Genomic DNA, 12,539 nt, shown 5'->3' with positions numbered 1-12,539 from the left:
AGCGTACTGCAAACAGCGCCACAAAAGTGCAGGAAAAATCGCTTTTAATACGTTTATGTCGGTCCTGCGATAGCACGCAATCAATTCAGTTGTTAAAAGGTACGTCTTTGAAAATGCCCTGCGAAAGGAACTCGAACATGCCCGCCACTTTCACCAAAAGCGCTCTGGTCCTGAGCCTGCTGCTCGGTCTTGGCCAGGCACACGCTGCCAGCCAAACCGACCCGAAAGCGATCGCTGCCGCCAACGGCATCCCGCACCCGGCGGTGATTGCTCACCGTGGCGCGTCCTTCGATGCACCGGAATCCACCGCCGCGTCCTACAAACTGGCCCGCGACCTCGGCGCCGATTACCTGGAAATGGACCTGCAGCGCAGCAAGGACGGCGTGCTGTTCGCCCTGCACGACGACAACCTGCAACGCACCACCGACGTCGCCACCAAGTTTCCGGAGCGCAAGGATGCCTCGGCAACCGCGTTCACCATGGCCGAACTGAAAACCCTCGACGCGGGCAGCTGGTTTAACGCCAAGTACCCGGATCGTGCCCGCCCGTCCTACACCGGGCTGAAAATTCTGACCCTCGATGAAATCATCGACATCGCTCAGGCCAATCCGCAACACAAGCCGGGCCTGTACATCGAGACCAAAGAGCCGCAGCTGTTTCCCGGGATCGAGAAAGACCTCAAGGAAAAACTCCAGGATCGCGGCTGGCTGAGCCCGGCCGGTTCGAAGCTGGCGAAAAGCGCACTGGGTGTTGGTCAGGGTAAAGGCAAGGTGATCCTGCAGACGTTCGAGAAGAACAGCCTTGCCCTGCTGGAAAAAGAAATGCCGCAAGTGCCGAAGATCCTCCTGCTGTGGGTCGGTGAAGGCAGCATCGAGCCGAAATCGAAAGTGACCTTTGCCGAGTCCGGCGAGAAAGACAAAAACGTTTTCTACGGCAAACAAGAGCCGAAGTCCGAAGCCGAATTCAAGCAATGGGTGGACTACGCCAAGTCGCAAGGTGCCATCGGTACCGGCCCGTCGGCGAAGCTGACCAAGGGCGGCGATCAGAGCTATTCGGATCTGGTGCAACCGTGGATGAACCAATACACCCACGATCAGGGCATGCTGGTGCACGTCTACACCGTTGACGAGCCGGTGGACTTCGAGAAAGTCATGGCGGCCGGTGTCGACGGCATCTTCACCAACCGCGCCAGCGAATTGTTGAAGTTCTACAAACGCCCGGCGGCCGGCAGTGTTGATCAGGTGTTGAAGAACAACGGGTTCTGATCTGAAATCCAGGCGCCATCATCACGGGCAAGCCACGCTCTCACAGGTTCTGTGCAGGTGCATGGCTTGCCCGTTTTGTTTGGGTGCAGGGTTTTAAGGGTGAGTTAAGTTGCGCTGGGTAACCTGAGGCCACTTAAACGAGTCACCCAAGGAATGAGCCGATGAAAACTTTGACTGCCCTGTTTACCGCCGCTGCCCTGACCCTCACTGCTGGCGTGGCCCTGGCTGATGTCCGCGTCGACCAGATCCCGCAACTGGTCAAGGAAGGCAAGATCAAGTCGCTGGAATCGATGAATGCCGAAGCGCTGAAACTGCATCCGGGTGCGACTATTACTGACACGGACCTGGATAACCACTTCAACGGTTATGAGTACGAAGTTGAACTGAAGACCGCTGATGGCAAAGAGTTCGATGTGGACTTTGATGCGACCACTGGCAAGGTGTTGAGCAACAAGCAAGACACTTGATACCGCAAATAGGGAAAGCCGCACGATTGAGAAATCGTGCGGCTTTTTTTGTGTCTGGTGTTTGGTTTTGTTGATGCGTTGTCAGTGAGATTTTCTCCCCCTCACCCCAGCCCTCTCCCCCAGGGGGGCGAGGGGGAAAGGGAGCCGATCGGGGGCTATTCAAGGCCTGAGTTCGACTCGCAATCTTGCAGCCGACAAGAAAACACCAAGACCTGAGTGCGCCTCGATATTTCAGGTCGGCGTACCTCAAATAGTCACCACGGTCAGTTCCCTCTCCCTTGGGAGAGGGCTAGGGTGAGGGAAAAGGGCATCACACCGAGGTGCTGACCAAAGAACCCGAGGTGCTCGAGTCGGAATCCTGCAAGGCCTGCAACAATGAGGCAGTGGCGGTGGACAGGGAGGCCGAGGTGGCAGTGATCTGCGCCTGTGCAGCGGCTACTTCGGCAGCCTTGGCATCCGAACTTTCCTGCTTCGCCTGGGCCGCTTGCAGCGCTTGCTGCTCCTCCTGCAATTGCTTCTGCAACTCGGCAATCTGCTTGCGCAGTTCCTTCACCGAATCCGATTCTTCACTGCTGGAATCGCTGTCACCCGCAGGTGCCGCACCACCGCCCGCAGCCACTTTGCTGGTGTCCGCTTTCACGCCAGTGCTGGCGGCTGCCGTGGTCGAGGTATCGTCACCGACGTCGCTGATTGCGGTTTTGCTGGAAGGTGCGCTGACGGTCTGATTGATCGAAACAGAAGTGATGCTGACCATGGAAAGGCTCCAATGCCGGTTATAGATAACCGGTCATCGACCACGGCTGCTTCAATTTGAGATCGACTGTGTACCGACTCGGTATCCGAACCGGTACACAGGCATTGGCGTCAGGCACTCAGACGCGCGGTGACTTCGTTCAGCTCCCCCGACAGACTGTGCAGGTTCTGACTCGCGCTTTCGGTGCGCTGCACGTTGTCGAGGTTGGTGCTGGCGATCGAGGTGATCTCGGTGAGGTTGCGCGAGATGTCCTCGGCCACCGAGGTCTGCTCTTCGGCGGCGGTCGCAATCTGACGGTTCATGTCGCGGATCGCTTCCACCGCGTGGGTGATGCGCTCCAGCATCGCGCCGGCCTGGGTCACCTGCTCGACGCTTTCATCACTGCGCGTCTGGCCGCTGTCGATGGCTTGCGCCGCGTCCACCGCGCCGGTCTGCACGCTCTGGATGATCTGGTTGATCTCGATGATCGACTCGGCGGTGCGTTGTGCGAGGTTGCGTACTTCATCGGCGACCACGGCAAAACCACGCCCGGCCTCACCGGCGCGCGCCGCTTCGATGGCCGCGTTCAAGGCCAGCAGGTTGGTCTGTTCGGCGATGCCGCGAATCACTTCCAGCACTTTGCCGATGCGGCCGCTGTCGGCTTCCAGACGACGGATCACCGTGGCGGTATTGGCGATTTCGCCGCGCATCTGGGTGATCGAGTGGATGGTGCTCTGCATGACCTTTTCACCCTGCTGGGCGGACTGGTCGGCATCGTCGGCCGCACGCGCAGCATCAGCGGCGTGACGCGCCACTTCCTGGGCGGTGGCGGACATTTCATTCATCGCCGTGGCCACTTGATCGGTGCGATTGAATTGTTCGTTGGTGCCGCCGGCCATGGTCGTGGCGATCGCATTCAACTCGCCACTGGCGCTATCCAGATCGCTGGCGCTGCGTTGCAAACGGGTGAAGGTTTCGGCGAGGAAATCGCGCAAGGTGTTGGCGGCGGCGGCGAGGTTGCCCAGCTCATCCTGGCGGTCGCTGACCACGCGCTCGGCGAGTTTGCCGCGACTCAACTGAGTGACGTAATCGATCAGCTTGCGGATTGGCTCGACCAGGTTGCGGTTGACCAGCCACAGGCTCAGCAGGCCGATCAGCAGGCCCGATGCGAGCATCACCAACAGTCCGAACAACACCGTGCGATCGGCTTCGGCACTGATCAGCGCCGACTGCTCTGTACCTTGCTTGCGCAATTCGGCGACCAGTTCGCTCATCTGATCGCTGGTGGCGCGATCGACGCCTTTGACCGCTGTGTCACCCGCCGTCGGATCGCCACCGGCGGCCACGTAGGCATCGCGGCCCTTCTGATAGGCGGAACCGAGCTGACGATGCTCATCGCGCAGGCGTTCGATACGGTTTTTCAGGCTCGGCTCGAGGCCTTTCTGCCCGGCCAGTTCGCCGAGGATGTTCTGCACGTCGCGCTGACGATCTTCGAACTGCCCCCAATATTTGCTCAGATCCGCCGGTTGCTTGCCGCGCAGCAGAACGTTTTTCCATTCCTGCACCTGCACCTTGAATTGCAGGTTGGCCTCGTCGATCAATTGCGAAGTGTGCAAGGGACCGGCGATCAACTGGCTGTAACTCTGCACGCCGTTGGACAGAAAGTGAAAACAGGCCAGGGCGATCAACAGCATCGCCAGCAGGCTGCCGCTCAGCAGGGCGAGAATTTGCGCTCTCAGGGATTTTTGCAGCATCGAAAGATACTCAGGACAAGGATGAGGCACGCCCGATAAGGCGTGAAATTTGCCGGACATCCCTGTCGGCACGCCTTGGCTCATGGCCAAGCGCGCGCAACGTAACCCAAGCGTGATCGGCGCACCAGAGCGTTTCTTGAAGAAATCCCGACCGCCGGTAAGTCGCTGATTTGGCGTCACTTTGCTGTCACACAAACGTCATGTGACATTGCGATGATGCGGCTCAGTGAACCTGCCATTTGCGCGACCGACGCACCCTCCTCGCAGCGAGCCTTCATGAACCACAGCCTCGATATCAGCCATCGCGATCCCGATCTGTTTGGCCTGCTCTACGGCTTTCGTTTCCTGCCCGGCGAACGTGGCCGCGAAGTCGACTCGGCGACAGCGTTGCGCTGCTTGCAGGACGATAACGACACGGGCGAATTCCTTTGGCTGCACCTCAATCTGGCGCATGCGGCGTGCGAGCGCTGGATGAAAAGTCATCTGCAATTGCCCGAGGAGTTTTTCGAAGCGTTGCACGAAGGTTCGCGGTCGACGCGCATCGAGCATGTCGACTCGGCGTTGCTGGCGGTGGTCAACGATGTGGTGTTCAACCTCAGCAGCATGGTCTCCTCGGACGTGTCGACGCTGTGGGTCTGTGTGCGCAGCAAACTGATCGTCAGTGCGCGTCTGCAACCGCTGCACTCGGTGGATAAATTGCGCTCGTCGGTGAAGGCCGGCGAGCGTTTTCGTTCGCCCTCGGAATTGCTCGTGCATCTGCTGCGCGATCAGGGCGAAGTACTCACGCAGATCGTGCGCAAGACCAGCATGAGCGTCGATCAGGTCGAGGACGAATTGCTCTCCTCGCGGCTGTCGACCAACCGTGCCGAACTCGGCGCCAATCGCCGTGTGCTGGTGCGGCTGCAACGGCTGCTGGCGCTGGAGCCGGGTTCGCTGCTGCGTCTGCTCAACCGGCCGCCGCCCTGGTTGCAAAAGGAGGACGTCAAGGAGCTGCGCAAATCCACCGAGGAGTTTGCGCTGATCATCAACGACCTCACTGCGCTGGGTGAGCGGATCAAACTGTTGCAGGAAGAGATCGCTGCCAACCTCAACGAACAGAGCAACCGCACGCTGTTTACTTTGACCGTGGTGACGGTGCTGGCGCTGCCGATCAACATCATTGCCGGTTTTTTCGGAATGAATGTGGGCGGGGTGCCGTTGTCGCAGGATCCGGAAGGGTTCTGGATATTGGTTGCGCTGGTAGCGACGTTTACTGTGATTGCCGGGCGATGGGCATTTCGCAAGCGCGGGGATTACTAAGAACAAAGATCGCAGCCTTCGGCAGCTCCTACCTTGGAATGAGTTCCCCCTGTAGGAGCTGCCGAAGGCTGCGATCTTTTGATTTTGCCTCCAGATCAATGGTCAGGCTATTCAGCCAAACACTGACATGGCGCAGTCTCCCTGTAACATTCTGCAACGATCATGGGCGACATTCCTTCCCTCGCTCAGGATTGTCCTGCCATGGCTACTCCCTCCCTGACCGCCAGCCCTGCGTCCGCCGCCAGCGGCAGGCCGGCTCTTGATAAAAAAACCGGCCCGTTCACCTACGTGATCTTTTTCGCGGTGCTGGCGATGGGGATGCTGTTCACTGCCTACAGCCTGATGCATGACATGCACGAACTCGGCACGGTGGTCACCACGTGGACGCCGTTCCTGCTGCTCGGCGTGGCGCTGCTGATTGCCTTGGGTTTCGAGTTCGTCAACGGTTTCCACGACACCGCCAACGCCGTCGCGACGGTGATTTACACCCACTCGCTGCCGCCGAATGTGGCAGTGGTCTGGTCGGGGTTCTTCAACTTTCTCGGCGTGTTGCTTTCGAGCGGCGCGGTGGCGTTCGGCATCATCGCGTTGCTGCCGGTGGAGTTGATTCTGCAGGTCGGTTCGTCTGCCGGTTTCTCGATGATTTTCGCCCTGCTGATCGCGGCGATCCTGTGGAATCTCGGCACCTGGTGGCTCGGTTTGCCGGCATCGTCTTCGCACACGCTGATCGGTTCGATCATCGGCGTCGGCGTGGCCAATGCCTTGATGCACGGCCGCGACGGCACCAGCGGTGTCGATTGGGCGCAGGCAACCAAGATCGGTTACGCCTTGCTCCTGTCGCCACTGGTGGGTTTCGGCTGCGCGGCGCTGTTGCTGCTGGCGCTGCGTGCGTTCGTGAAGAATCGCGCGCTGTACAAGGCCCCTAAAGGCAACACCCCGCCGCCGTGGTGGATTCGCGGTTTGCTGATTCTGACCTGCACCGGCGTGTCCTTCGCCCACGGCTCCAATGACGGCCAGAAAGGCATGGGCCTGATCATGCTGATTCTGGTCGGCACGTTGCCGATGGCCTACGCCTTGAACCGCACCATGCCCGAAGAACAATCGCTGCAGTTTGCCGCCGTGGCGCAAGTCACCCAGCAAGCGCTGGTGAAAAATGCCCCGCTGCCGACGCCGGCCGATCCGCGTGCGGTGCTCTCCGATTACGTGCGCAGCAAGGACGCCACGCCGCAACTGATCCCCGCCCTCGCCGCTCTCACCGGGCACATCGGTGAAGAAGTCAAAGGCTACGGCTCGCTGGCGAAAGTCCCGGCCGAAGCCATGGGCAACGTGCGTAACGACATGTACCTGGCCAGCGAAAGCATTCGCCTGATGGACAAGAACAAGGTCGGCAATTTCGACGCTGACACCAGCAGCAAACTGCAACTGTTCAAGCAACAGATCGACAACGCCACACGGTTTATTCCGCTGTGGGTGAAGATCGCCGTGGCCATCGCGCTCGGGTTGGGCACCATGGTCGGCTGGAAGCGGATTGTGGTGACGGTCGGCGAGAAGATCGGCAAGACCCATCTGACCTATGCCCAGGGCGCCTCGGCGGAAACTGTGGCGATGCTGACCATCGGCGCGGCGGACATGTTTGGTTTGCCGGTGTCGACCACGCATGTGTTGTCTTCAGGGGTAGCCGGGACCATGGTCGCCAACGGTGGCGGGTTGCAGATGAAGACCATCCGCAACCTGTTGATGGCGTGGGTGCTGACACTCCCCGCCGCCATTCTGCTGTCAGGCAGCCTCTACTGGCTGTTCACCCAGATCTTCTAACCGACGAAGATCCCTTGTAGGAGTGAGCCTGCTCGCGATAGCGGTGTATCAGTCAACATTGATTCAACTGACACACCGCTATCGCGAGCAGGCTCACTCCTACAGTTTTGACCGGTGTTCAGGTTCAGAGCGCGGAACGAATCAGATCGCCGAGCCAGTCCATAAACACCCTGACCCGCAACGGCAAATGCCGCTGCCGCGCATACAACAATGAAATCCCCATCGCCGGCGCGGTGAATTGCGGCAGCACGGTGACCAGTTCGCCGTTTTCCAGATGCGTTTGCATGCCGGTGCGCGGCACCTGCGTCAGACCAAAACCGCCCAGGCACGCCGACTCGTAAGCGTCAGTGCTGTTGACCGTAATGCTGCCAGCCATCGGCAAGCGTTTAACCTGACCGCCCTCCTCGTACACAAAACCTTCCGAGCGCGAACCGAGCACGCCGACGTAATGCACCAGTCGATGCTGCGCCAGATCCTCAAGGGTTTGCGGCACGCCGTAACGCTCGAGGTACGCGGGGCTGGCGCAGTTGGCCATCTGGAAATCGCCGAGGTGCCGCGCGACCACCGACTGATCCGGTTGCGCGCCGATGCGCACCACGCAATCGAAGCCTTCGCTGAGCAGATCAACCCGGCGATCGGTGCTGCTGATTTCCAGCTCCAGGTTCGGATGACGCTCCATGAATTGCGGCAGGCGCGGCATGATCAGACGCCGCGCGAGAATGTTCGGCATGTCGACCCGAATGCGCCCGGTCAGCGACGCCTCGTCCTGGCGGAACAAGCCCTCGATCTCGTCCATGTGCGAGAGCAGGTCCTTGCTGCGCTCGTACAACACCAGCCCGTCCTGCGTCGCCTGCACCTTGCGTGTGGTGCGTTGCAGCAGACGCGTGCCGAGCAGGGTTTCCAGCGCTTGCACATGTTCGGACACGGTCGAGCGCGGCAAGCCAAGGCTCTCGCCCGCGAGGGTAAAACTCGACAGTTCGCTGACCCGGACGAAGGTGCGCAGCAGTTCCAGTTTGTTCATAAGGCACCTATGGATTGTTCGGCTGAGCCGACCAGTGATTCCGTTTTCAACCTGTTTATCACCCCTTGGCGGACAAATAAACTGAGGCCATCACCACTCACCGCAATCGAGGAAGCCTCCATGAATCGCAAAATCGCATTGATCACCGGCGCCAGTCGCGGCTTGGGCAAAAACGCCGCCCTGCACCTCGCCGCTCAGGGCATCGACATCATCGGCACCTACAACAGCCGCGCCGATGAAGCCCAGGCGCTGGTAACCGAACTGCAGGCACTCGGCGCGAAAGCCGTGATGCTGCAACTGGACGTCGGCCGCAGCGAAAGCTTCGCCGATTTCAGTACACGTGTTGAGCAGGCGTTGCAGCAGACGTTTGACCGTCAGCGTTTTGATTTCCTGATCAACAATGCCGGGATCGGCGTGCATGCGCTGTTTGCCGAGACCACCCCGGAGCAGTTTGATTTGCTGATGAACATTCAGTTGAAAGGGCCATTCTTCCTGACCCAACAGTTGCTGGCGCTGATCAACGATGGCGGGCGGATCATCAATATTTCCAGCGGCCTGACCCGTTTCAGTCTGCCGGGTTACGGCGCCTATGCGGCGATGAAAGGCGCGATGGAAGTGCTGACCCGTTATCAGGCCAAAGAGCTGGGGGCCCGGCAGATTGGCGTGAACATTCTCGCCCCGGGCGCCATCGAAACTGACTTCGGCGGTGGCGCCGTAAGAGACAACTCGGCGGTGAATGCGATGGTTGCCAGCAACACCGCACTGGGCCGGGCCGGGCAGCCGGATGACATTGGCGGGGCATTGGCGTTGTTGCTGTCGCCGGGTGCGCAGTGGATCAATGGTCAGCGGGTCGAGGCATCCGGCGGCATGTTCCTCTAACCAACGCTGAAAACACTTGCCCCCCTGTAGGAGCTGCCGAAGGCTGCGAGCAAAAGGTCGCAGCCTTCGGCAGCTCCTATACGGGGGTGGTGTTAGCCTTGGCAAGCGTTACGGGTCATGAAGCGCTCACGTACCACGTCATAGCCCCAGTGATAAACATAGGTGTACGGCAGGAAAAACAGCAACACGCCGATGTCGAGCAAAAACGCCTGCCACAGGCTGACCGACAGCCACCAGGCAATCAGCGGCACGCCCATCACGATCAAGCCGCCTTCGAACAGCAGCGCGTGCACCACACGTATCCAAGCGTTGTGCGCGACGTTCATGCGTTCCAGCATCCGGTCGAAGAAACGGTTGAACACCACGTTCCAGCCCAGCGCCAGCAACGCGATCAACACAGTCACCGCGCCCATTTCAAGCATCGGTTTTTGCATGATCCACGCCAGCAACGGGGTGCAGATCAGGATGGCCAGCAGTTCGAAACCAACGGCCTGGAAAATACGTTCAGTGATCGATTTGTGGGCAGTCATGGCCTGACTCCTTGAGTGAATAGGGTTGCCATGATCTATCTTGATACCGATACTTCATAACCAATAACCATCGATCAAGGCGATAGTTGATGATCTCGCAGGAAGTGCTGCTGGCGTTTGTCCAGGCGGCGACCCAAGGCTCGTTTTCGGCAGCGGCGCGCAAACTGGGGCGCAGTCAGTCGACCATCAGCGCGGCAGTGGCCAGCCTTGAGATCGATCTGGATCTGCAGTTGTTCGATCGCAGCAGCCGCAAACCGGCGCTGACCCCGGCCGGGCATGTGATGCTGCAACGCGCCGAGGCGATTCTGGCGGCCAGCAGTCGTCTGGAAATGACTGCGCGGCAGTTGTCCCAAGGCGTCGAGCCGAAGCTGACCGTGGCGATTTCCGACACTTATCAGTCGTACCGTTTTGAAGCGGCGCTGGTCGGGTTTGAGCAGCGTTATCCGGATCTGGAGCTGGAATGCCTGATCGCCGAATGCGATGACCTGATCGAGCTGGTGCAGCGCGGTCGTGCGCATCTGGCCTTCGCCGAGATGCAAGAGAGCTACCCACCGGACCTGGCGACGTCGACGGTGGCCGAGCGCACGGAAATCGCCTTGTTCGTCAATCGCGATCACGCGCTGGCCAAGCTTGATCACGTTGATCAACACGTCCTGGAACAGCACCGTGAATTGCGCCTGGCGACAATCGTCAATCCTTACGACAGTCGCGGCAAAGGTCGGGTGTGGTCGGCACCGAGTTATCTGATGTTGCTGGAAATGGCCGAGAAAGGTTTTGGCTGGGCGCCGTTGCCGCGTTGGCTGGCACAGCGCTTTGGCAATGATTTGCTGGTGGAATTGAACGTGCGCGGCTGGCCGAAACCGGTGTTTGTCGATGCCTTGTGGTCGCGGCTGTATCCGCCGGGGCCGGCGGGGAGCTGGTTGCTCAGCAAGATGTTGGAATAGCGGTCAAGACAGAGCCACCCTCACCCCAGCCCTCTCCCGGAGGGAGAAGGAGCCGACCGAGGTGTCTTGCGTCATACATCGACCTGAGAGACCGAGTCGATTGTGGATTCGTTGCGGCCTTGAACCTCGATCAGATTGGGTTGATTCTGAATTCAATATCGATCGTTCAAGTCGGTGAACCTCTCCAATATCCCCCAATCAGTCCCCTCTCCCCCTGGGAGAGGGCTAGGGTGAGGGCAATTCCAGCGCCGAAAGCCGCCCTTCAATAAACCGCCGTTCCGGTTCCTGCCGCGTAAGCTCCAAGGCGCGCAAATACGCCGCCCTCGCCTCTTCCACCCTGCCCAATTGCCGACAAAACTCCGCCCGCGCCGAATGCGCCAAGTGATAATCCTGCAACTCGCCGCGTCCCAAAATCCCTTCAATCAGATTCAAACCGTTCAGCGCCCCATCCCGCTTGGCCACCGCCACCGCCCGGTTCAACTCGATCACCGGCGAAGGCACCGCACGCAACAGCACGTCATACAAACCAACGATCTGCTCCCAATCCGTCTCCCCCGCCGACGGCGCCTCAGCATGAACCGCCGCAATCGCCGCCTGCAAACAATATGGCCCAAAGCGCCGCGTGGTCAGTGCACGTTCGACCAGCGCACATCCCTCAGCAATCAACCCGGCATCCCACAGTGAACGGTCCTGATCATCCAGTAGCACCAGTTCACCACTCGGCGAAGTGCGCGCCGACCGTCGCGACTCGTGCAACAGCATCATCGCCAGCAGCCCCATCACCTCCGGCTCCGGTAGCAATTCCATCAACAGCCACCCAAGCCGTATCGCCTCGCGGGTCAGATCCTCACGGATCAACTCGGCCCCGCACGACGCCGAATACCCTTCGTTGAACACCAGATAAATCACCCGCAACACGCTATCGAGGCGCTCGGGCAGTTCGCTCAGGCTCGGTACTTGATAGGGAATTCTCGCGTCACGAATCTTCGCTTTGGCGCGCACGATGCGCTGGGCAATCGCTGCCGGCGCGCAGAGAAAGGCGCGGGCGATTTCCTCGGTGGTCAGGTCGCAGACTTCACGCAAGGTCAGCGGCACTTGCGCATCCGCCGCCAGCGCCGGGTGGCAACAGGTGAAGATCAGCCGCAGACGATCGTCTTCCACGTCTTCGCCACTCCAGTCGGCCTGTTCCAGTTCTTCCAGTTGCGCCAGCAACAGCGGCTGCGAGGCCTTGAACCGCGCACGCCTGCGCAACACATCGATGGCCTTGAAGCGCCCGGTGGAGACCAGCCAAGTGCGCGGATTGTCTGGCACGCCGTCGCGCTGCCAGCGTTCGACCGCAACGAAGAACGCCTCGTGCAAGGCTTCTTCGGCGAGGTCGAAATCACCCAGCAGGCGAATCAGCGTCGCCAGAATCCGCCGCGACTCTTCGCGGTAGACCTGCTCGACCCGCGCCTTGACCTCAGACATTCAATTGCCGCACCGGTCGTACTTCAACGCTGCCAACCCGCGCCGCCGGAATATTGCCGGCTATCTGAATCGCGTCGTTGAGATCCTTGGCGTCAATCAGGTAGAAACCGGCCAGTTGCTCCTTGGTTTCAGCGAACGGGCCATCGGTGATCGACAATTTGCCGTTGCGCATACGCACCGTGGTGGCGGTCTGCACCGACTCCAGCGCCTCGGCGGCGACCATTCGCCCACTGCCCTGAATCGACTCGGCGTAGGCCCTGCATTCGGCGTCCTCCGGGCTGTCGGGCGATGAATGCAGCAGGCGCTCATCGCTGTAGACCAGGCATAAATACTTCATGGCGTTCTCCTGAAGCGGACGGATCAAC

At 60.0% G+C, this 12,539-nt stretch carries 12 protein-coding genes and 1 pseudogene; 6 read left to right on the top strand and 7 right to left on the bottom strand.

What is annotated here, in order from left to right:
• Nucleotides 1-137 precede the first annotated feature (137 nt).
• Nucleotides 138-1,265: a glycerophosphodiester phosphodiesterase gene (locus H8F23_RS05505; protein WP_194933668.1), complete on the top strand. Its 1,128-nt coding sequence runs from the start codon at nucleotides 138-140 to the stop codon at nucleotides 1,263-1,265.
• Nucleotides 1,266-1,426: 161 nt separating this feature from the next.
• Nucleotides 1,427-1,732 (top strand): PepSY domain-containing protein, encoded by a 306-nt coding sequence (locus H8F23_RS05500; protein ID WP_194933667.1) that lies wholly within the window; start codon nucleotides 1,427-1,429, stop codon nucleotides 1,730-1,732.
• A 310-nt stretch (nucleotides 1,733-2,042) separates the two neighbouring features.
• On the opposite strand, the gene H8F23_RS05495 is transcribed toward H8F23_RS05500, so the two are convergent.
• The 3 genes and pseudogenes from H8F23_RS05495 to H8F23_RS29225 form a co-directional block, all read right to left on the bottom strand.
• Nucleotides 2,043-2,486 (bottom strand): hypothetical protein, encoded by a 444-nt coding sequence (locus H8F23_RS05495; RefSeq protein ID WP_194933666.1) that lies wholly within the window; start codon nucleotides 2,484-2,486, stop codon nucleotides 2,043-2,045.
• 110 nt (nucleotides 2,487-2,596) lie between these two features.
• Nucleotides 2,597-3,301 (bottom strand): methyl-accepting chemotaxis protein, encoded by a 705-nt coding sequence (locus H8F23_RS29230; protein ID WP_407692550.1) that lies wholly within the window; start codon nucleotides 3,299-3,301, stop codon nucleotides 2,597-2,599.
• Between the two features lie 228 nt (nucleotides 3,302-3,529).
• A pseudogene (locus tag H8F23_RS29225) lies at nucleotides 3,530-3,640 on the bottom strand (hypothetical protein); the annotation flags it as partial.
• An 855-nt stretch (nucleotides 3,641-4,495) separates the two neighbouring features.
• Here H8F23_RS29225 and H8F23_RS05485 point away from each other — a divergent pair.
• Together H8F23_RS05485 and H8F23_RS05480 are read left to right on the top strand one after the other, a co-directional pair.
• Nucleotides 4,496-5,518 (top strand): transporter, encoded by a 1,023-nt coding sequence (locus H8F23_RS05485; protein WP_099756971.1) that lies wholly within the window; start codon nucleotides 4,496-4,498, stop codon nucleotides 5,516-5,518.
• A gap of 201 nt (nucleotides 5,519-5,719) precedes the next feature.
• A complete protein-coding gene (locus tag H8F23_RS05480) occupies nucleotides 5,720-7,333 on the top strand; it encodes an inorganic phosphate transporter (RefSeq protein WP_194933664.1) in 1,614 nt (537 codons plus the stop codon).
• Nucleotides 7,334-7,457: 124 nt separating this feature from the next.
• Here the strand turns inward: H8F23_RS05480 and H8F23_RS05475 are convergent, their stop codons facing one another.
• Complete coding sequence (locus tag H8F23_RS05475; RefSeq protein WP_194933663.1) at nucleotides 7,458-8,354, bottom strand: LysR family transcriptional regulator; 897 nt, start codon at nucleotides 8,352-8,354, stop codon at nucleotides 7,458-7,460.
• A 120-nt stretch (nucleotides 8,355-8,474) separates the two neighbouring features.
• Between H8F23_RS05475 and H8F23_RS05470 the strand changes: the two genes are divergently transcribed.
• On the top strand, nucleotides 8,475-9,233 hold the full coding sequence (locus H8F23_RS05470; RefSeq protein ID WP_194933662.1) for an SDR family NAD(P)-dependent oxidoreductase: 759 nt from the start codon (nucleotides 8,475-8,477) through the stop codon (nucleotides 9,231-9,233).
• Between the two features lie 92 nt (nucleotides 9,234-9,325).
• On the opposite strand, the gene H8F23_RS05465 is transcribed toward H8F23_RS05470, so the two are convergent.
• A complete protein-coding gene (locus tag H8F23_RS05465) occupies nucleotides 9,326-9,763 on the bottom strand; it encodes a multidrug/biocide efflux PACE transporter (RefSeq protein ID WP_093430434.1) in 438 nt (145 codons plus the stop codon).
• 89 nt (nucleotides 9,764-9,852) lie between these two features.
• On the opposite strand from H8F23_RS05465, the gene H8F23_RS05460 reads away from it, so the two are divergent.
• Nucleotides 9,853-10,707, top strand: coding sequence for a LysR family transcriptional regulator (locus tag H8F23_RS05460; protein ID WP_194933661.1), 855 nt, complete (start codon nucleotides 9,853-9,855; stop codon nucleotides 10,705-10,707).
• Between the two features lie 225 nt (nucleotides 10,708-10,932).
• Here the strand turns inward: H8F23_RS05460 and H8F23_RS05455 are convergent, their stop codons facing one another.
• Together H8F23_RS05455 and H8F23_RS05450 are read right to left on the bottom strand one after the other, a co-directional pair.
• On the bottom strand, nucleotides 10,933-12,174 hold the full coding sequence (locus H8F23_RS05455; protein ID WP_194933660.1) for an RNA polymerase sigma factor: 1,242 nt from the start codon (nucleotides 12,172-12,174) through the stop codon (nucleotides 10,933-10,935).
• A complete protein-coding gene (locus H8F23_RS05450) occupies nucleotides 12,167-12,511 on the bottom strand; it encodes a YciI family protein (protein WP_194933659.1) in 345 nt (114 codons plus the stop codon). The genes H8F23_RS05455 and H8F23_RS05450 overlap by 8 nt, the downstream gene beginning before the upstream one ends.
• Between the last annotated feature and the right edge of the window lie 28 nt (nucleotides 12,512-12,539).

It is taken from the genome of Pseudomonas neuropathica, assembly GCF_015461835.1.
In the GTDB taxonomy this organism is placed as follows: Bacteria; Pseudomonadota; Gammaproteobacteria; order Pseudomonadales; family Pseudomonadaceae; genus Aquipseudomonas; species Aquipseudomonas neuropathica.
This window is presented reverse-complemented; position numbering and strand designations above follow the sequence as displayed.